The sequence below is a fragment of the Pseudomonas sp. HOU2 genome (assembly GCF_040729435.1).
GTDB lineage: Bacteria > Pseudomonadota > Gammaproteobacteria > Pseudomonadales > Pseudomonadaceae > Aquipseudomonas.
Map to the genome: position 1 here is coordinate 959,855 of NZ_CP160398.1, position 18,118 is coordinate 977,972.

General features: G+C 61.7%; 19 protein-coding genes. 11 read left to right on the plus strand and 8 right to left on the minus strand.

All coding sequences use genetic code 11. The annotated features are described in order from the left end of the window. Positions 1–162 precede the first annotated feature (162 nt). On the plus strand, positions 163–1,260 hold the full coding sequence (locus tag ABV589_RS04145; protein ID WP_007962454.1) for a polyamine ABC transporter substrate-binding protein: 1,098 nt from the start codon (positions 163–165) through the stop codon (positions 1,258–1,260). A gap of 303 nt (positions 1,261–1,563) precedes the next feature. Here ABV589_RS04145 and thpR read toward each other — a convergent pair whose 3' ends face one another. Next, entirely contained in the window at positions 1,564–2,103 is a 540-nt protein-coding gene (gene thpR, locus ABV589_RS04150) for an RNA 2',3'-cyclic phosphodiesterase (RefSeq protein ID WP_367085016.1), read from the minus strand. A gap of 105 nt (positions 2,104–2,208) precedes the next feature. Here thpR and ABV589_RS04155 point away from each other — a divergent pair, with 105 nt between their 5' ends. Then, the gene (locus ABV589_RS04155) at positions 2,209–2,403 is read left to right on the plus strand and encodes a hypothetical protein (protein WP_367085017.1); all 195 of its coding nucleotides are present in this window, start codon (positions 2,209–2,211) and stop codon (positions 2,401–2,403) included. A 698-nt stretch (positions 2,404–3,101) separates the two neighbouring features. Here ABV589_RS04155 and ABV589_RS04160 read toward each other — a convergent pair. Together ABV589_RS04160 and ABV589_RS04165 are read right to left on the minus strand one after the other, a co-directional pair. Beyond that, complete coding sequence (locus ABV589_RS04160; protein ID WP_367085018.1) at positions 3,102–3,455, minus strand: DUF1428 domain-containing protein; 354 nt, start codon at positions 3,453–3,455, stop codon at positions 3,102–3,104. Between the two features lie 2 nt (positions 3,456–3,457). Next, entirely contained in the window at positions 3,458–4,537 is a 1,080-nt protein-coding gene (locus ABV589_RS04165) for a hypothetical protein (protein ID WP_367085019.1), read from the minus strand. A 371-nt stretch (positions 4,538–4,908) separates the two neighbouring features. On the opposite strand from ABV589_RS04165, the gene ABV589_RS04170 reads away from it, so the two are divergent. Beyond that, positions 4,909–5,181 carry a hypothetical protein gene (locus ABV589_RS04170; RefSeq protein ID WP_108589666.1) on the plus strand — a complete coding sequence of 91 codons (273 nt, stop codon included), beginning with the start codon at positions 4,909–4,911 and terminating at the stop codon, positions 5,179–5,181. A 45-nt stretch (positions 5,182–5,226) separates the two neighbouring features. On the opposite strand, the gene ABV589_RS04175 is transcribed toward ABV589_RS04170, so the two are convergent. After that, positions 5,227–5,433, minus strand: a complete 207-nt coding sequence (locus tag ABV589_RS04175) for a hypothetical protein (RefSeq protein WP_367085020.1) — start codon at positions 5,431–5,433, stop codon at positions 5,227–5,229. A 240-nt stretch (positions 5,434–5,673) separates the two neighbouring features. On the opposite strand from ABV589_RS04175, the gene ABV589_RS04180 reads away from it, so the two are divergent. From ABV589_RS04180 to paoC, 4 genes are all read left to right on the plus strand, one after another. Then, positions 5,674–7,428 (plus strand): L-lactate permease, encoded by a 1,755-nt coding sequence (locus tag ABV589_RS04180; RefSeq protein ID WP_367086170.1) that lies wholly within the window; start codon positions 5,674–5,676, stop codon positions 7,426–7,428. A 277-nt stretch (positions 7,429–7,705) separates the two neighbouring features. Then, positions 7,706–8,329, plus strand: a complete 624-nt coding sequence (paoA, locus tag ABV589_RS04185) for an aldehyde dehydrogenase iron-sulfur subunit PaoA (RefSeq protein WP_367085021.1) — start codon at positions 7,706–7,708, stop codon at positions 8,327–8,329. Continuing rightward, positions 8,326–9,282 (plus strand): xanthine dehydrogenase family protein subunit M, encoded by a 957-nt coding sequence (locus tag ABV589_RS04190; protein ID WP_123588337.1) that lies wholly within the window; start codon positions 8,326–8,328, stop codon positions 9,280–9,282. The genes paoA and ABV589_RS04190 overlap by 4 nt, the downstream gene beginning before the upstream one ends. Then, positions 9,279–11,474 (plus strand): aldehyde oxidoreductase molybdenum-binding subunit PaoC, encoded by a 2,196-nt coding sequence (gene paoC, locus ABV589_RS04195; RefSeq protein WP_367085022.1) that lies wholly within the window; start codon positions 9,279–9,281, stop codon positions 11,472–11,474. The genes ABV589_RS04190 and paoC overlap by 4 nt, the downstream gene beginning before the upstream one ends. Positions 11,475–11,655: 181 nt before the next feature. On the opposite strand, the gene ABV589_RS04200 is transcribed toward paoC, so the two are convergent. Further along, the gene (locus ABV589_RS04200; RefSeq protein ID WP_367085023.1) at positions 11,656–12,078 is read right to left on the minus strand and encodes a cupin domain-containing protein; all 423 of its coding nucleotides are present in this window, start codon (positions 12,076–12,078) and stop codon (positions 11,656–11,658) included. A 198-nt stretch (positions 12,079–12,276) separates the two neighbouring features. On the opposite strand from ABV589_RS04200, the gene ABV589_RS04205 reads away from it, so the two are divergent. Beyond that, on the plus strand, positions 12,277–13,170 hold the full coding sequence (locus ABV589_RS04205; protein ID WP_367085024.1) for a LysR family transcriptional regulator: 894 nt from the start codon (positions 12,277–12,279) through the stop codon (positions 13,168–13,170). 360 nt (positions 13,171–13,530) lie between these two features. Here the strand turns inward: ABV589_RS04205 and ABV589_RS04210 are convergent, their stop codons facing one another. Then, on the minus strand, positions 13,531–14,490 hold the full coding sequence (locus ABV589_RS04210; protein ID WP_367085025.1) for an aldo/keto reductase: 960 nt from the start codon (positions 14,488–14,490) through the stop codon (positions 13,531–13,533). Positions 14,491–14,602: 112 nt separating this feature from the next. Between ABV589_RS04210 and ABV589_RS04215 the strand changes: the two genes are divergently transcribed. Together ABV589_RS04215 and ABV589_RS04220 are read left to right on the plus strand one after the other, a co-directional pair. Beyond that, positions 14,603–15,376: an alpha/beta fold hydrolase gene (locus ABV589_RS04215; RefSeq protein WP_367085026.1), complete on the plus strand. Its 774-nt coding sequence runs from the start codon at positions 14,603–14,605 to the stop codon at positions 15,374–15,376. A gap of 348 nt (positions 15,377–15,724) precedes the next feature. Beyond that, positions 15,725–16,591 (plus strand): CAP domain-containing protein, encoded by an 867-nt coding sequence (locus tag ABV589_RS04220; RefSeq protein WP_367085027.1) that lies wholly within the window; start codon positions 15,725–15,727, stop codon positions 16,589–16,591. A 184-nt stretch (positions 16,592–16,775) separates the two neighbouring features. Here the strand turns inward: ABV589_RS04220 and ABV589_RS04225 are convergent, their stop codons facing one another. Further along, positions 16,776–17,222, minus strand: a complete 447-nt coding sequence (locus ABV589_RS04225) for an NUDIX hydrolase (RefSeq protein WP_367085028.1) — start codon at positions 17,220–17,222, stop codon at positions 16,776–16,778. An 88-nt stretch (positions 17,223–17,310) separates the two neighbouring features. Then, on the minus strand, positions 17,311–17,478 hold the full coding sequence (locus ABV589_RS04230; RefSeq protein ID WP_367085029.1) for a hypothetical protein: 168 nt from the start codon (positions 17,476–17,478) through the stop codon (positions 17,311–17,313). A gap of 182 nt (positions 17,479–17,660) precedes the next feature. Between ABV589_RS04230 and ABV589_RS04235 the strand changes: the two genes are divergently transcribed. Further along, complete coding sequence (locus ABV589_RS04235) at positions 17,661–18,116, plus strand: nuclear transport factor 2 family protein (RefSeq protein ID WP_367085030.1); 456 nt, start codon at positions 17,661–17,663, stop codon at positions 18,114–18,116. The last annotated feature ends 2 nt before the right edge of the window (positions 18,117–18,118 follow it).

Below are 18,118 nucleotides of genomic sequence, written 5' to 3' on the forward strand. Positions count from 1 at the left end.
ACTGTGATGAACAACTGTGGCGAGGGAGCTTGCTCCCGCTTGAGTGCGCAGCGCTCACAAGATTTTGGGGGCTGCTTCGCAGCCAGCGGGAGCAAGCTCCCTCGCCACAGGTTTACGTACACCCGATGTGTGTTTTTGAATAAAAAGAATGGAGTTTCACCGATGAAAATGTTTGGCAGGACTCTGCTGACACTGTCCTTAATGGGCGCAATCGCCACGGGCGTCCAGGCCAACGACAAGGTGCTGCGTGTTTACAACTGGTCCGATTACATCGCGCCGGACACCGTCAAGAAGTTCGAAGACGAGACCGGCATCCGCGTGACCTACGACGTGTTCGACAGCAACGAGACCCTCGAGGCGCGTTTGCTGGCGGGTAAATCCGGCTACGACATCGTCGTGCCGTCCAACAGTTTCCTGGCCAAGCAGATCAAGGCCGGGGTCTATCAGCCGCTCGATAAATCAAAACTGTCGAACTGGAAGAATCTCAACCCGGTGCTGCTGAAAAACGCCGCCGCCAGTGATCCGGACAACGCTCACGCGTTCCCGTACATGTGGGGCTCGATCGGCATCGGCTACAACCCGGACAAGGTCAAGGAAGTGCTCGGTGCCAACGCCCCGACCAACTCCTGGGACCTGCTGTTCAAACCGGAAAACGCCGAGAAGCTCAAAGCCTGCGGCATCAGCTTCCTCGATTCGCCGACCGAAATGATCCCGGCCGCCCTGCACTACCTGGGCTACCCGGTGAACGACAAGGACAAGGCGCACATCCTCGAAGCCGAAGCGCTGTTCATGAAGATCCGCCCGTACGTGGCGTACTTCCATTCCTCGAAGTACATCTCGGACCTGGCCAACGGCAATATCTGCGTGGCGGTCGGTTACTCCGGTGACGTGCTGCAGGCCAAGGCCCGCGCGGTGGAGGCCGGTAACAAGGTGCAGATCGACTACAGCATTCCGAAGGAAGGTGCCGGCAGCTTCTACGACATGGTCGCCATCCCGCGTGATGCGGCGAACGTCGACAACGCCTACCTGTTCATGAACTTCCTGATGCGCCCCGACATCATCGCCGAGATCACCAACAGCAACGGTTACAGCAACGCCAACGCGGCCGCCACGCCACTGGTGGACGAAGCGATCCGCAACGACCCGGGTTCGTACCCGTCGCAAGCGGTGATGGCGACGCTGTACGCGGTGCCGGATCAACCGATTGCCACCCAGCGGATCATGACCCGCGGCTGGACCCGGGTGAAGCTCGGCAAATAATCCGGCTGATTGAAGATTGTGACAAGACTGGAAAACCTGTGGGAGCTGGCTTGCCAGCGATGGCGATGAGTCAGTCAACGACGATGTTGGATGTGCCGCCCCAATCGCTGGCAAGCCAGCTCCCACAGGGTTGAGCGCTCACATTGAAAATTGTGGCGAACACCATTTTTTCGTGAGGGCAGAATTTGCGGTTTCCCGTTCACGCAGCGCCTTACCACCGCTGCACCCTGCAATGAACGGCCTCACCTGGCTCCCTCGGCTCAGGTGAATTTCAGGCGCCCTCGGGCGCCTTTTTTTCTGCGCTCAATTCAGTGGCCAATCCTGCAGAATCCGGTAGCGACCCTTGTGCGATTCGAACAGGGCGAAGCGCTCGGCGCGCAGGAAGAATTCCGGCGGCGTGGCGGCTTCCGGTGCCGCTGCGCGGTAGTCCCGAGCCAGGGTCAGGTGCGGGCGAAACTCGCGTGGTGATTCTTCGAAGCCGAACGGCAGCATCGCCTGTTCGAGCGCATACAACAGACGCAACAAGGCCGGCGGGGCCTGCTCCGGCGCCAGAGATAGAATCCCGGCCCGATGCCAGACCTGCAGCCGATCCAGCGCAATCCGCAACGGCTCACCCGGCGTACGCACTTTGCCGGCGGCCTCGCAGACTTCATGGATCTGCGCCAGCGGCACGGCGCCGAGAAACAACAGCGTCAGATGAAAGTTATCCGCCGGCACCGGTTTACCAGTACGCAGCCCCAAGTCGCTACGCCACTGAGCGATAGTCTTGCGCTGCGCCGGTGGGCAGTCGAGGGCGAAAAACAGTCGCTTGAACGGTTCATCCCTACGCGCATCATCGGTCATGGCCCTGCTCCTTCGCTCGTCGATCAGCCGATTCTACACAGCCTTTTCTGACGACTCGCGACAGCCGGCTATAGTTCAAGGATTGCCATCGAACCGGAGGCCGCCATGCGCGAGATCCTCAGCAAAGAACCGTGGTGGGCCAGGCCACCCAACCCCGGGCAGGATGAAACCGAACTGGAATGGGGCTGGCTGGTGCATTACAGCGAGGGTGAACCTCGATTCGAATTCGTCCGCGAACGGCCGACGGAAGAACAAATCCGCAACCGCAAAGGCTGCCGGATCACGCCCTCTGCAGAGTGATCACAATTTCCTGTAGGAGTGAGCCTGCTCGCGATGGCGGTGGGTCAGCCATGAAGATATTGGCTGTGCCGACCTCTTCGCGGGCAAGCCCGCTCCCACAGGGTTTCGCAGGACGACGACAATCGTGCGCACGCCACAGATCCAAGGTGGGAGCGAGCTTGCTCGCGAAAGCGGTGGGTCAGCAAAAGAGATATTGGCTGTACTGACGCCATCGCGAGCAGGCTCACTCCCACAGGGTTTCGCAGGATGACGACAATCGTGGGCACGCCACAGCTCCAGGGTGGGAGCGAGCTTGCTCGCGAAAGCGGTGGGCCAGCAATGAAGGTATTGGCTGTGCTGACGCCATCGCGAGCAGGCTCGCTCCCACAGGGTTTCGCAGGATGACGACAATCGTGGCCACGCCACAGCTCCAGGGTGGGAGTGAGCCTGCTCGCGATGGCGGTGGGTCAGCAATGGAGATATTGGCTGTGCCGGCCTCTTCGCGGGCAAGCCCGCTCCCACAGGGTTTCGCAGGACGACGACAATCGTGCGCACGCCACAACTCCAGGCTCGCCCCACAGTTTTATGGCGTATGGATAATCGCGGCATCTCAGCAGAACCTGTGGGAGCGTGGCTTGCCCGCGAAGAGGCCGGCACATTTTGCAAACCCGTTGACTGAAACTCCGCCATCGCGAGCAGGCTCACTCCTACAGGCCATATCAGGGTTCAAGAAGGTTTTTGAAGCCGCCAAAGATCATGCGCTGACCATCAAACCCCATCGGGTTGACGTCCGGTTGCATGCGCGGGTCTTCCATCATTTTCGCCATGCCGGCATCACGGGTGGCTTTGTCCGGCCAGATCAGCCAGCCGGCCGAAACGGTCTCGCCTTCCTTGAGTTTTACCGCCATCGGGAATGACGTGACTTTGCCCTCCGGCACGTCATCGCCCCAGCACTGAACCACCTCCTTCGCTCCGTATTCCTTGAACAGTTTCTCTGCGATCTCACAATGTTTTTTGTACTGCTCGCGATTGGCATTCGGCACAGGCGCGACAAAGATATCGATGTAAGACATGTTCATTCTCCTTGTACGTTGGGTTCGATCTGCCGGGTAGTCGATTGCGGCGGCTGCCATTCGACACGATTCACACCCAGCCCGACCGACGGTTGCTCTGTACCACCAAGGCTGCCCTCGACTTGCCCGGCAATATGCAGCGTTCCGGCCATGACCCCGGTGGTCGGGTTCTGCAGCAATTTCGCCCAGGCCTTATCGAACGTGCTGCCCAGGCTGCTGCGAATCAGCGCTTCGCTGTCGGGCCGGTCGTTGGCCTGGATGATCGCGCGGATACCCGCCACGCCGATCGAAATCACCCCGCCAACCAGTTTCCCCGCTGCGGCCGCCACCGCACTGGCCGCCCCGCGAGGGGCCATTTCCGCTTCCATCCGCTGGCTGGCGCGCTTGGCTACGGGGGCCATGCCGGCGTCGGTCGAGGCAATCCCCTTGCTGCCGCCCTCGGTGTGGATCTTGTCGATCAACGCGGCATACGCCGGCAAGGTGTTCAGCGGCTCGGTGCTGATGACCTGATACAACGAAGCATCCCGCGCCGGCGGCGGGCCGAGGGCTATGGCCGGAACCTTCTGCAGCCGCCCGTTGAGCTGTGCAACCGGCACGCCATAACGCTGGGCGATGAGCGGCATCTGCTGGGCCATCAGTTGTGCATAGAACGCCGTGGCCTGCCCGAGGATCGCGTCCGGATCGATCTCCACCGCCACCGGCGCCAGCACCCTTTCCTGATATTGCTCAAGCAGATAGCTCGCCAGGCGCTTGGCTGAAGCGTCCTGTTCGCCGCCGGCACTGATGGTGTACCAACTGACCTTCATCGACAGCCATTCCTGGGTCCAGTAGCTGCTGAACCACGGAATGAAATTTTCTTCAGTTTGCTGATAGACGCGAGTGCGCCAATGTTCCATCGAGCCACGGGCAAATACTTTGACTTGCTCGGTGGATTGCTGCGAGGCGCTGACGATGTCGCGGTCGATCTGCTGCCAGGTGGCAGGTGACACCACCACGGCCGGCTGCGCCACCGGGGCCCGGGCCGAGGTGGCGCAGCCAGCCAACAGACACAGTGCGGCGACGACCAGCGCACGCAGGTTCACGGTGGTGAGGTCCTTGAGTGGAGGGAGACAGCATTGAGTATAGGTGTGTCAGTTTCCGAGGATGTTGGCTGTACCGACGCCATCGCTGGCAAGCCAGCTCCCACAGAGATCTTCAGTGGCCATAAATCCAATGAACAGCCGAAAACCTGTGGGAGCTGGCTTGGCAGCTCCATGGAGATTTTCAGTGGCGATGAATCCAATAAACACCCGAAAACTTGTGGGAGCTGGCTTGCCAGCGATGAGGCCAGTCAATCCACCCCACCTCTCAACCATCAACGCCGTCGATATTCACCATCGCCACGATTGCCTTCCGCCCGCCGCCCGGCGAAGGCACGATTGACCCATCCGAGACGCAACGAGGAGTACCCATCATGATTCGCACCATCACCCTCTCCGTGAGCTTCCCGGTGTTCGGCAGCAACTACTACGACCAGCAGGTCGTCTCGCGCAAGACCCAAGCGCTGCTGTTCAACGAAGATTTCGACGATGTGCTGATGCCCGCCGCAAGCAATCACTTCAGCAATGAGGTGGTCGGCATCAACGATCAGTTCCGCTTTCTGAGCGACATACTCGCCACCCATTTGCTGGATCTCGAGGCCACCGCGCCTGCGCAAACCAGCGTCCGGGCGAGCGCTCATTTTTAATCGACGAGGGCGTTCCCGTTGCAGGAACGCCCTTTGGATTTCTACTCAGTCATCGTCGCGATCACGATAGTAACGACGCCCGTCGCGACGACCATCGTCGCGGTCATCCCAACGCCGATCATGGTCGTCATAGCGCCCGTGATCACGGTCGTAATGTCGTCCGTGGCGATGATCATCATCAAAATCCGCCACACAGCCAGCCAGAAAAACAGCAGCGGTTACCGTCAACAGCAAAGTTGTTGCACGCATCATTCAAACTTCCCTAACACCAAAGTCTTGACCACGAACGGCTGTCACTGCCCACGCCTTCAGGACGCAGTGCGCGCAGCCGCTGATACGACCGGACAAACGGACTTTGATTCACTGCCCGTCCACGACCGTTGATCGGCCCGCCGCCGGCATCCGGGCAGCGGCGAAATGCCACCTATACTGCTGCTTAGCGACTCCCACGCAACGGATCTGCGCCTCGATAACAACAAGCAGAGGTGGACCATGGTCTGGCAGCAAATCTACGACCCGTTCGGCAACCCGCTGATCTCCACGCTCATGGCCGCGGTGCCGGTGGTGGTGATGCTCGCGGCGCTGGCGTTCTTTCACGTCAAGGCGCATCTGGCCGCATTGTTGGCGTTGGCTTCGGCCCTGCTCATCTCGATCTTCGCCTTCGGCATGCCGGCGAGCATGGCCGGCTCGGCGGCGTTGTTCGGCGCGGCCAATGGCTTGCTGCCGATCGGCTGGATTGTGCTCAACATCATCTTTCTGCACCGCCTGACCACCGAGAACGGCTCGTTCAAAGTGCTGCAGGATTCTCTGGCGCGGATCACCGATGACCGGCGTTTGCAGTTGCTGCTGATCGCGTTCTGCTTCGGCGCGTTTTTCGAAGGCGCGGCCGGGTTCGGTACGCCGGTGGCGGTGACCGGGGCGATTCTGATCGGCCTCGGTTTTTCGCCGTTGGCCGCCTCGGGGCTGGCGTTGATTGCCAACACCGCCCCGGTGGCGTTCGGCGCACTCGGCACGCCGATTATCACCCTGGCCAAGGTCACCGGGCTGGACGAAATGGAGCTGTCGATGATGGTCGGTCGGCAGCTGCCGCTTTTCTCGGTGCTGGTGCCGTTCTGGTTGATCTGGGCGTTTGCCGGGTGGCGCAAGATGCTGGAGATCTGGCCGGCGATTCTGGTGGCCGGGATCAGCTTCGCGGTGCCGCAATTCCTCGTGTCGAACTTCCATGGGCCGATGCTGGTGGACGTGATCGCCGCGCTGATTTCCATGGCCTGCCTGACGTTGTTTCTGCGAGTCTGGAAACCGGCGACGGTGTACACCTCGGCCGCCCTCTCGGGGCGAGTCGACAACTCCCGGGTCGAGGAAGAAAAAGTCAACGCCAGCCCCGCCTTCAGCGATCAGGCGCGCCCGGCGGTGATGCGCGCGTGGATGCCGTGGATCATCCTCACGGTGTTCGTGTTTGCCTGGGGCACCCAGGGCTTCAAGAACATCTTCGACGTGCGCCCGGCGCTGGACCCGGTAACCCATTCGGTGAAACTCGATGCGCAAGGCAAACCGCTGAATGAGGCCAACCCGATTTTCTCGCCGGCGCTGACCTTTACCACCCTGCACCTGCAAGTGCAGAAAGTCCCGCCCGTAGTGGCGGCGCCGAAAGCCGAAGAAGCGATCTACAAGTTCACCTGGTTCACCGCCACCGGCAGCGGCATTCTGCTGGCGGCAATCGTTGGCGGGTTGCTGATGGGTTACTCGATCCCGCAGTTGATCAGGCAGTACCTGCGCACGTTGTGGGTGGTGCGCTTTTCGCTGATCACCATTGCGGCGATGCTGGCGCTGGGGTTCCTCACGCGCTATTCGGGACTTGATGCAACCATGGGCCTGGCGTTTGCCGCGACCGGGGTGTTCTACCCGATGTTCGGCACCCTGCTCGGCTGGCTCGGCGTGGCATTGACTGGCTCGGATACGGCGTCGAACGTGTTGTTCGGCGGGCTGCAACGGGTGACCTCGGAACAGCTGGGCATCAGCCCGGTGCTGATGGCGGCGGCCAACAGTTCCGGCGGGGTCATGGGCAAAATGGTCGATGCGCAATCGATCGTGGTCGCCTCCACCGCCACCCGCTGGTATGGGCACGAGGGCGAGATTCTGCGCTACGTGTTCTTCCACTCGATCGTGCTGGCGGTGCTGGTGGGCGGGCTTGTCACCTTGCAGGCGTATGTGGCGCCGTTCACGCACATGGTGGTTGGCGGGCATTAATCACAATCCCTGTGGGAGCGGGCTTGCCCGCGATGGCGGTGTGTCATTCAAGCAATGCTGACTGACACGACCCCATCGCTGGCAAGCCAGCTCCCACAAGGTCAAGCGTCGCCCAGCTCATTAATGAATCCTGCGCATAACTCTATAGCGCAAATCCGCAAAAACCTTTTCCCCTCCACGCAGGTCATTCCAAGAACGAGACCGGCAAACATGCCGGCGCGCCCCTATGGGCCCTTCAATCCCTGCCGTCCTGATTAAGCCAGAGAGGAATCGAAGCATGACGATTTCCCGACGAAGATTCCTGATCCTCGGCGCGGTCACCGCCGCCGCGTTTGCAATGCCCCCCTTCATCAGCCTCAAGGCCTATGCGGCCACTCTGGAGCAGCCCGCCATGGCCAAACTGACGATCAACGTCAACGGTAAACCCCAAGCCCTTGAGGTCGACAACCGCACCACCCTGCTCGATGCCCTGCGCGAGCACCTGCACCTGACCGGCAGCAAAAAAGGCTGCGACCACGGCCAGTGCGGCGCCTGCACCGTCATCGCCGACGGCCGCCGGATCAACTCCTGCCTCACGCTTGCGGTGATGCACGAGGGCAGCGAGATCACCACCATCGAAGGCCTCGGCATGCCCGACAACCTGCACCCGATGCAGGCCGCGTTCATCAAGCACGACGGTTATCAATGCGGCTATTGCACGCCGGGGCAGATCTGTTCGGCGGTGGCGGTGCTCAAGGAAATCCGCGAGGGCATTCCCAGCCACGTCAGCCCGAGCCTGGCCGAAGCCCCGCAACTGATTGCCAGCGAATTCCAGGAGCGCATGAGCGGCAACATCTGCCGCTGCGGCGCCTACTCCAACATCATTGAAGCCATCACTGAAGTCGCGCAGGAGCCAGCATGAGAGCGTTCAATTACAGCCGCGCCGACTCCCCCGCCGCAGCCGCAACGCTGGCGGCGCAGGTCGAAGGCGCGAAGTTCATCGCCGGCGGCACCAACCTGCTGGACCTGATGAAACTCGACATCGAAACCCCGCTGCACCTGATCGACGTCAACCACCTGGGCCTCGATCAGATCGAAGCCACGCCTGAAGGCGGATTGCGCATCGGCGCGCTGGTGCGCAACACCGATCTGGCCGCCGACAGCCGCGTGCGCAAGGATTACGCTTTGCTCTCCCGCGCCCTGCTCGCCGGCGCTTCCGGGCAGTTGCGCAACATGGCGAGCACCGCCGGCAACCTGCTGCAACGCACCCGCTGCCCGTATTTCTATGACGTCAATCAGGCCTGCAACAAACGCCAGCCCGGCAGCGGCTGCGCGGCGATTGGCGGGGTCAGCCGGCAACTGGGACTGATCGGCGTCAGCGACGCCTGCATCGCCACCCACCCCAGTGACATGGCGATTGCCATGCGCGCCCTCGATGCGCAGGTTGAAACGGTGAAGCCGGACGGCAGTACGCGCAGCATTGCCATCGCCGATTTCCATCAACTCCCCGGCAACACGCCGAACATCGAAACCAGCCTCACGCCCGGCGAGTTCATCACTTCGGTAACCCTGCCGGCCCCGGTTGGCGGCACGCACATTTATCACAAGGTGCGCGATCGCTCGTCGTACGCTTTCGCGCTGGTGTCGGTTGGTTTGATCCTGCAAAAGGACGGCAGCGGCCGTGTGGCGGTCGGCGGTATTGCGCCGAAACCGTGGCGGGTCGAAGACGCCGACGCGCTGCTGCCCAAAGGCGCAAAAGCCGTCAGCGAACGCCTGCTCGACGGTGCCACGCCAACCCACGACAACCAATTCAAACTGACCCTGGTCGAGCGCACGCTCGGCTCGGTGTTGGCGCAAGCGAGGGATGAAGCATGAAGTTCGACACGCCCGCCACCACCAACCCGATCGACCAACTCAAGGTCGTCGGCAAACCCACCGACCGCATTGAAGGCCCGCTGAAAACCAGCGGTCAGGCACCGTATGCCTACGAGCAGCACGAGGCCGTGGCGAATCAGGCTTACGGTTTCATGGTCGGCTCGGCCATCGCCAAGGGCCGCATCAGTCACATCGATCTCGACGCCGCCGAAGCCTCGCCGGGCGTGCTGGCCATCGTCACCGCCGCCAACGCCGGCAAGCTCGGCAAGGGCAAATACAACTCGGCACCGCTGCTGGGCGGGCCCGAGGTGCAGCACTATCACCAGGCCGTGGCGCTGGTGGTCGCCGAAACCTTCGAACAGGCCCGCGCTGCGGCGCAATTGGTCAAAGTCGATTACGTCACGGCCAAAGGCGAGTTCGAGCTGGCCAACGTGCTTGACCAAGGCGTCGAAGACGACGAGTTGCCCGACGTCACCCACGGCGATTTCGACAAAGCCTTCGCCGCCGCGCCGGTGCAGTTCGACCAGACCTACACCACCCCGGACCAGTCCCACGCGATGATGGAGCCGCACGCGACCCTGGCCGCGTGGAAAGGTGATCATCTGACCTTGTGGACCTCCAATCAAATGATCGCCTGGAGCGTCGGCGACGTCGCCACCACCCTTGGCCTGCCCAAGGAAAACGTGCGCCTGATCTCGCCGTACATTGGTGGCGGCTTCGGCGGCAAACTGTTCATTCGTGCCGACGCGATTCTCGCCGCCCTCGGTGCGCGCCTGGCCAATCGCCCGGTGAAAGTCGCCCTCGCCCGCCCGCAAATGGCCAACAACACCACCCACCGCCCGGCCACGATCCAGCGCATTCGGATGGGCGCCACGGCGGACGGCAAGCTCAGCGCCATCGCTCACGAAGGCTGGTCGGGCAACCTCAAGGACGGCAAGGTCGAAGTCGCCGCGCAACCGAGCCAGCTGCTTTATGCCGGGGAAAACCGCCGGGTGACCATGCGCCGGGCGCCACTGGATCTGCCCGAAGGCAACTCCATGCGCGCGCCGGGTGAAGCGCCGGGGCTGATGGCGCTGGAAATCGCCATGGACGAGATGGCCGAGCAGCTCAAGCTCGATCCGGTGCAGTTCCGCATCCTCAATGACACGCAAGTCGATCCGGTGAAAACCGAGCGTCCGTTTTCCCAGCGCCGGCTGATCGAATGCCTGCAGACCGGCGCCGAGAAATTCGGCTGGAACCAGCGCAACGCCAAACCCGGCAGTCGTCGTGAGGGTCGCTGGCTGATCGGCATGGGCGTCGCCGCCGCGTTTCGCAACAACCTGCTGCTGAAGTCCGGCGCCCGGGTGCGGCTGGAGCGCGACGGCAAGGTCACGGTGGAAACCGACATGACCGACATCGGCACCGGCAGTTACACCATCATCGCCCAGACTGCGGCCGAGATGATGGGCGTACCTCTGGCGGATGTGACGGTGCATCTGGGCGATTCGAACTTCCCGGTGTCGTCCGGCTCCGGCGGCCAGTTCGGCGGCAATTGCTCGACTGCCGGGGTGTATGCCGCGTGCATGAAACTGCGCGAAGCCGTCGCGAGAAAACTCGGCATGGCCGGCGATGAGGTCGAGTTCGCCGACAGTCAGGTCCGCGCCGGCGGCAAGACCCTGGCGCTGCGTGATGCGGCAAAAGATGGCGTGGTCGAAGCCGAGGACAGCATCGAGTTCGCCGACCTCGCCAAGCAGTATCAGCAATCGACTTTCGGCGCGCATTTCGTGGAGGTTGCGGTGGATGCAGCGACCGGCGAAGTCCGCGTGCGGCGCATGCTCGGGGTGTGCGCGGCGGGACGGATTCTCAACCCGAAAGCCGCGCGCAGCCAGGTGATCGGCGCGATGACCATGGGCGTCGGTGCGGCGCTGATGGAAGAGCTGGCGGTGGACAAACGGCTGGGCTTTTTCGTCAATCACGATCTGGCCGGATACGAGGTGCCGGTACACGCCGACATCCCGCATCAGGAGGTGATTTTCCTCGACGAAACCGATCCGATTTCGTCGCCGATGAAAGCCAAGGGTGTGGGTGAATTGGGGATTTGCGGCGTGAGTGCGGCGGTGGCGAATGCGATCTACAACGCCACCGGGGCGCGGGTGCGTGAGTATCCGATTACGCTGGACAAGATCCTCGATTCGTTGCCGGAGATGATCTGAGCAACCTGGAAAAGCCCCTCACCCTAACCCTCTCCCAAAGGGAGAGGGGACTGACCGAGTTGTCTTATGGGATGCGCCGACATGAGAGGTCGTGTCGATTATGGACTCAGCGTAGTGCTCACAGACATCCCCCAATCGGCCCCCTCTCCCTCCGGGAGAGGGCTGGGGTGAGGGAACCGCGTCACTCGGATCGCAAATACTGCTCAGCACTCACCTGCTCCATCCACTCCACCACTTCACCTTCCAGCACTTCGGCAATCGCAATGTGCGTCATCGCCGTGGTCGGCGCGGCGCCATGCCAGTGCTTCACCTGCGGCGCGATCCACACGGTATCGCCGGGGCGGATCTCGCGAACCGGTTGCCCCCACTCCTGCACAAAACCCGAACCGGCGGTGACGATCAGCGTCTGACCCAACGGATGGGTGTGCCACGCCGTCCGCGCACCCGGCTCGAAAGTCACCGTGGCACCGCTGACTCGCGCCGCCTCGCTACCCTTGAACGGCGCGTCAACGCGCACAGTGCCGGTGAACCAATCCGCCGGGCCTCGGGCCGAAGCTTGTGAGCCAGTCGGGGTGACAGTGACGCCTGAGATATGTGCATTCATCACAAGACTCCAAATCTGTAAGAGATCTCCCTGTAGGAGCTGCCGCAGGCTGCGATCTTTTGATGTTGGTTTTGAGGATCAAGATCAAAAGATCGCAGCCTTCGGCAGCTCCTACAAAGGAACTTGCGTCACTTTAGCGGGCCGTACTCTTCAGATAATCGACTAGAATTCGAAATAACTTATGCAGGACACTCATTAATGCTTCGAGAAAACGCCAGTGACCTGCTCGCCTTCCTCGCGGTGGCCCGCGAGCGCAGTTTCACCAAAGCCGCTGCCAAACTGGGCGTTTCGCAATCGGCGCTCAGCCACACCATCCGCGCCCTCGAAGCGCGCCTTGGCCTGCGCCTGCTGACCCGCACCACCCGCAGCGTCTCGCCCACCGAAGCCGGCGAACATCTGCTGCAGACCATCGGCCCGCGTTTCGAAGAGATCGAATCTGAACTGGCGGCCCTGAGCAACCTGCGCGAAACCCCGGCGGGAAAGATCCGCATCAGTGCCACCGACCACTCGCTGAACTGGCTGCTGCGTCCGGTGCTCAAGGAATTCCTGCCCCAGTATCCGGACATCGCCGTCGAGGTGATCTGCGATTACGGTTTCGTCGACATCGCCGGGCTCGGTTTCGACGCCGGGGTGCGCCTGGGCGAAGACGTCGCCCAAGGCATGATCGCCACCCGCATCGGCCCGGACATGCGCATGGCGGTGGTCGGCTCGCCAGCCTATTTCGCCAAGCGGGAAAAGCCGCAAACGCCACGGGATCTGACCACCCACGCCTGCAACAACCTGCGTCTGCCCACCAACGGCGGGCTGTACACCTGGGAGTTCGAGAAGGACGGCGAAAGCCTCAAGGTGCGAGTATCCGGGCAAGTCACCCTGAACGGCGTCTACCCGCTGCTCGACGCCGCACTGGACGGTTTTGGCCTGAGCTACATCCCGGAAAACATCGTCGCGCCGTATCTGGCCGACGGGCGTCTGCTGCAAGTGCTGGCAGACTGGTGCCCGACTTTCGCCGGTTACCACCTGTACTACCCGAGCCGGCGGCAGGCGGCGCCGGCGTTTGCGTTGTTGGTGGAGGCTTTGCGGTATCGCGGGTGAAAAATCTGCCGGGACCTATCATTTTTTATAGCAACCCGCCGCCCCCCACTGGGCTTTCGCCTTTTTGTTCGCGGCCTCCAGAGAGCTGGCGGTGACAGTAGTATTTTGCCCGCGCTGCATTCCAAGACAGATGTATTCGGCACTCGCGGCGTAAGCGCCCAATGACATCAACAGAAAGCATACCGCAACGCGACCGACGAGCCTGTTGGCTGAAGCGTTCATGATCTGCCTGCTTTATTCAAGCCAGTGAATCTGCATGATCATGTGCTGGGGTCGCCCTTCCAACTGTCAGACCTGACAGTCTTTCAGACGCGTTCGCGATAAAGCTGCGCGTTAAAGCCTTGATCTGTCACAGATGGATCAGCCCAACAGCGCAATCAACTGATGCCGCTGCGCATCGGTGAGCATCGGCCCGAATCCGGCCCCGGCGTTGTCGGCCATGTAGCGCGGATTGCCGGTGCCGGGAATCACGCAGGTCACCGCCGGGTGCGACAGTAGAAACTTCAGCGCCAGTTGTGCCCAGCTGTTGACCTGCACGTCTGACACCCACGCCGGCAGCGGCTTGCCCTTGAGCCGCGCGAGCAACCCGCCACCGCCGAATGGCCGATTGCAGATCACCGCCACCCCGCGCTCGCGGCACAGCGGCAGAATGCGTTTTTCCACGCCACGGTCGTCGAGGGCGTAGTTGATTTGTAAAAAGTCGAGCTGTTCGGCCTTGAGTGCAGCTTCGACTTCATCGTAGGCCGACGGCGTGTAATGGGTGATGCCGATGTAGCGGATGCGGCCCTGGGCTTTCCACTCGCGCAGGGTCGGCAGATGGGTTTGCCAGTCCAGCAGGTTGTGGATCTGCATCAGGTCGATGCGCTCGGTACGCAGCAGGCTGAAGGATTTTTCCATCTGCGCGATGCCCTCCTCGCGCCCGCGTGTCCACACTTTGGTCGCCAGAAAGGCCGGCGAGCGTGGTTCGTGGATCGACAACAACTCGCCAGTGGTCTGCTCGGCGCGGCCGTACATCGGTGAGCTGTCGATCAGCGTGCCGCCCTTTTTGAACAGCTCGTCGAGCACTGCCGGCAATTGCTTGTAGGCGGTGTCGCCGGGCGCGACGTCGAAGCCGCGATACGTGCCCAGGCCCACCATGGGCAGCCGCTCGGAGCTTGAAGGGATGGAGCGGGTCTGCATGGTCTGGTCTCCTGCCTGGCTCGGCGAAATGGCAGTCGGCGGCGTGGCAGTGGCCAGCGCCCGGTCGAAGGTGAAGACCGCCGAAACCCCGGCAGCCAGCGTGAGCAATCGGCGACGGGAGCAACCCTCAGTGTGGCTCATGCTGGTTCCCCTGCTGCGTGAATCTGTTGCACGTTGTGTGCGACGCCTGCCCGTCCGCTGCGCTGGACTACACTGCGACAGCGAACACCCGCGCCCCGTTAAAGTTAGCCGAATGTCCAGAAAGCTGATGTCACTCGTCGCCTTGCTCATCGCCCTCTACCTGTTGCTGTGCGCAGCGCTGTTCATTTTTCAGCGCTCGCTGATCTACTTTCCCCAATCCGGCAGCGCCGTCACCGCGCCGGATTCCCGGATGAAATTGGCGATGCCGGATACCGATGTCTGGGTGACCGTTCGCGAGCATGCCGGGCCGAAGGCGCTGATCTACTTCGGCGGCAATGCCGAAGACGTGTCGCGCAATCTGCCTTCGTTCAGTGAGGCTTTTCCCGACTACGCGGTGTTTTTGCTCAACTATCGAGGGTTCGGCGGCAGCGGTGGCTCACCCTCCGAAGAAGCGATTGCCGAAGATGCGCTGGCGTTGTTCGATCAGGTGTACGCCAGCCATCCGCAGATCGCTGTGATCGGACGCAGCCTGGGATCGGGGGTGGCGGTGCGATTGGCCAGTCAGCGCCCGGCGACACAGCTGATTCTGGTGACGCCGTACAACAGCCTCGAAGAACTCGCCGTCCGGCAATACCCGTGGGTGCCGGTGAAGTGGCTGCTCCGGGATCGTTTCGAATCGGGCCGCTACGCCGTGCACGTTCGCGTGCCGACCTTGCTGCTGGCCGCCAGCGATGACGAGGTGATTCCACGGGCCAGCACACAGCGACTGCTGGAGAGTTTCCCCAAAGGCGTGGCGACCCTGCGGGTGGTGCCGGATTCGGGGCACAACTCGATTTCCGAGCGGGTGCAGTATCTGCGGTGGATGCAGGAAGTGCTTCATCGCTGATGGCTGTTTATTGTATTGTCTGGACTGGCCCCTTCGCGAGCAGGCTCGCTCCCACAGAGGTACGCATTGCAAAGGTGGGGCGAGCCTGCGCGCGAAGACGCCAGTGCAGACAACACCAATCCAGGATTGCCCTGCCCTCCTTTTGACAGTGCGATCCCCTGTGGGAGCGAGCTTGCTCGCGAAGGGGTCAGTGCAGACAACACAAAGTCCGGCTCGCCTGCCCCGCATCAGCCCCGCAAAAAAGCCAGGTGGCCAGCATGAACCAAGTCCCGAAAGCCCAGTCCTAGTGGCGCCGTATTCTGCGACTGCCCACTTCAGCACTGTCCTTTTCCCAGAGCCTGCCGTCCCATGCGCCATGCCGTTCGCTCATCACGCTTTGTTTCGCTGTGCCTGCTGATCCTTGCCCCACTGTTCACCGAGACCGCCCACGCCAGCGAAGAACGGCAACTGGTAGCGGCCATCAACGACTACCGCGCGCATCCGCAACGCTGCGAACGCCGCCCGGTCCAGCGCCTGGCACCACTGGCGCTGAAATCGAATCTGGCACTGCCGATCGGCTATGGCTACGGCGGTGGCTTGCGTGAGACCTTGAAGTCCTCGGGGTATTCGGCGGTGGCGGTGCGCAGTATCCGCATTGTCGGCGCCGGGGATGCCGAGGAAGCCTTTGAACAGTTGCAAAACAGCCATTGCACCGCGCTGCTTGACGCCCAGTACGCCGACATCGGCGTCAGCCGCTCCCGTGGTGAATGGCAAGTGGTGCTGGCGCAACCGGTGCTCGACAGCCGTGTCGGTGACAACCGCAGCGTCGGCAAAGCCTTGCTCGCCGAGGTCAACGCCGCCCGCGCACGCCCACGGATGTGCGGACGCCAACGCTTCGCCGCCGCCCGTCCGCTGAGCTGGAATCCCGCGCTGGGTGCCGCCGCACAAGGGCACAGCAAGGCCATGGCCTACGGCAACTATTTCGCCCACCGCGACCCAGACGGCGACCTCCCGGCGGATCGCGCCCGGGCGGCGGGTTATCGGGGGCGGCAGATCGGCGAAAACATTGCCGCCGGGCAGAGTTCGCCGAGCAAGGCGATGGCTGGATGGCTGGCCAGCCCCGGGCATTGCGCCAACCTGATGAACCCGATGTTCACCCAGGTCGGTGCCGGGTTTGCCAGTGAGGCGCGCAGTGATGAAGGCGTGTACTGGACGATGGTGTTTGGTGCGCCTTGACTTTTGGGGTTGATGCGGCTGGCCCCTTCGCGAGCAAGCTCGCTCCCACATGGGTTCAGCGTAAACCGGACTCAATGTGGGAGCGGGCTTGCCCGCGAAGGGGTCGGTACGGACAACATCAATCACTCGGGCCGCCGCACTATTTGTAATCGGAAAAGTATGAAATCGAGACCTTCGCCGGATCTCAAACAAGCAATCCGGCGCTCTTCAGCAGCTCATGCAATCCCTTTGGAACCAATGGCCCGTGCTCGCTGAAACTTGCACTGTCATGCCAGCGGATGATGAAGGGAGCCCCGTCGCTTTCATGGCCATGAATTTGCGCACGTTCATACGTGCCAGGATCGGCAAACGTCGCATCGTAGACCTGGACAATCTCATGCCCCGGTTTGCCGTTGTAGACGAACAGACTTTCAAGTGTGCCGAGCAGTCGTAAGTCGGACATGGACAGGCCCAGCTCCTCCTGGACTTCACGCACAATAGCCTCGGCACTGGTCTCGCCGAATTCGATACCACCGCCAACAGGCCGAAAACAGATTTGCTGGCTGACCGGGTCACGAAATTCGTTGACCAGAATTTTGCCGTTATGGTGAAAAACACAGATTGCGAGCGCGCGAATACGTCGTTCGTCCATGGGATGAGGTCCGTTTACAGATGTGAAGCGCAGAATTTAACCACGATTCGCGCTGCACATCTGTGGACGCCTAATGCAGCAGGTCACCTCAGACCGGAGAGATCGTCGCGAGCATTCCGATCAGAATGGTCAACGTCAGAAACCCACCCAGGAAAATCGCCATCTTGTTCATGCTGCTCTCCTCAATACTGAGCGTGCGGTGCACCGGGCGCTTCGGGATGAAGGACTGCCGCAGGTGACCGGACTGCAGGGCCATTTTGATCGCCTGACTGAACCGGAAACAGAGGCAGATCCAACAGAAAAATACGGATCAGATGCTCATCTGATCCGCTCCGGACATGGTCTGGTATTCAGATCGGCACACGAAGGTTCGTAATCCGCCGCTTTGAACTAGAGTGATTGCCGTCGCGCGAAGAATAACAATTCCAGGAGTGGTCAATGTCCGAACTGAACCTGCAACCCAACGCCGCCGAATCCCTGAAATGCTGGCACGAGATGATCCGCACCGGCAATCTCAAGGCCTTGCCCGAATTGCTCGACCCGAACGCGGTATTCCGCTCGCCCATGGCCCACTCGCCCTACCCCGGCGCGCCAGTGGTGACGATGATCCTCAACACCGTGTTCGACGTGTTTGAAGATTTCAAATACCACCGCGAACTGGTGACTGCCGATGGCTTGAATGTGGTGCTGGAGTTCAGTGCCAGGGTGGGGACGAAAGAGTTGAAAGGCATCGACATGATTCGCTTTGATGAGAGCGGGAAAATTGTCGAGTTCGAGGTGATGGTGCGGCCATTGAGCGGGTTGCAGGCACTTGGAGAAGAGATGGGGCGGCGGCTTGGCGCCTACCTGGCAAACGCTAAACCTGCGGCAGCTCCTACAGGATTTGGGGCATGAAA

Coding starts and splice junctions, on each gene's coding strand:
- ABV589_RS04145 (WP_007962454.1), top strand. CDS start 163: ATGAAAATGTTTGGCAGGACTCTGCTGACACTGTCCTTAATGGGCGCA.
- thpR (WP_367085016.1), bottom strand. CDS start 2,103: ATGACCGATGATGCGCGTAGGGATGAACCGTTCAAGCGACTGTTTTTC.
- ABV589_RS04155 (WP_367085017.1), top strand. CDS start 2,209: ATGCGCGAGATCCTCAGCAAAGAACCGTGGTGGGCCAGGCCACCCAAC.
- ABV589_RS04160 (WP_367085018.1), bottom strand. CDS start 3,455: ATGTCTTACATCGATATCTTTGTCGCGCCTGTGCCGAATGCCAATCGC.
- ABV589_RS04170 (WP_108589666.1), top strand. CDS start 4,909: ATGATTCGCACCATCACCCTCTCCGTGAGCTTCCCGGTGTTCGGCAGC.
- ABV589_RS04175 (WP_367085020.1), bottom strand. CDS start 5,433: ATGATGCGTGCAACAACTTTGCTGTTGACGGTAACCGCTGCTGTTTTT.
- ABV589_RS04180 (WP_367086170.1), top strand. CDS start 5,674: ATGGTCTGGCAGCAAATCTACGACCCGTTCGGCAACCCGCTGATCTCC.
- paoA (WP_367085021.1), top strand. CDS start 7,706: ATGACGATTTCCCGACGAAGATTCCTGATCCTCGGCGCGGTCACCGCC.
- ABV589_RS04190 (WP_123588337.1), top strand. CDS start 8,326: ATGAGAGCGTTCAATTACAGCCGCGCCGACTCCCCCGCCGCAGCCGCA.
- paoC (WP_367085022.1), top strand. CDS start 9,279: ATGAAGTTCGACACGCCCGCCACCACCAACCCGATCGACCAACTCAAG.
- ABV589_RS04200 (WP_367085023.1), bottom strand. CDS start 12,078: ATGAATGCACATATCTCAGGCGTCACTGTCACCCCGACTGGCTCACAA.
- ABV589_RS04205 (WP_367085024.1), top strand. CDS start 12,277: ATGCTTCGAGAAAACGCCAGTGACCTGCTCGCCTTCCTCGCGGTGGCC.
- ABV589_RS04210 (WP_367085025.1), bottom strand. CDS start 14,490: ATGAGCCACACTGAGGGTTGCTCCCGTCGCCGATTGCTCACGCTGGCT.
- ABV589_RS04215 (WP_367085026.1), top strand. CDS start 14,603: ATGTCCAGAAAGCTGATGTCACTCGTCGCCTTGCTCATCGCCCTCTAC.
- ABV589_RS04220 (WP_367085027.1), top strand. CDS start 15,725: ATGCGCCATGCCGTTCGCTCATCACGCTTTGTTTCGCTGTGCCTGCTG.
- ABV589_RS04225 (WP_367085028.1), bottom strand. CDS start 17,222: ATGGACGAACGACGTATTCGCGCGCTCGCAATCTGTGTTTTTCACCAT.
- ABV589_RS04230 (WP_367085029.1), bottom strand. CDS start 17,478: ATGGCCCTGCAGTCCGGTCACCTGCGGCAGTCCTTCATCCCGAAGCGC.
- ABV589_RS04235 (WP_367085030.1), top strand. CDS start 17,661: ATGTCCGAACTGAACCTGCAACCCAACGCCGCCGAATCCCTGAAATGC.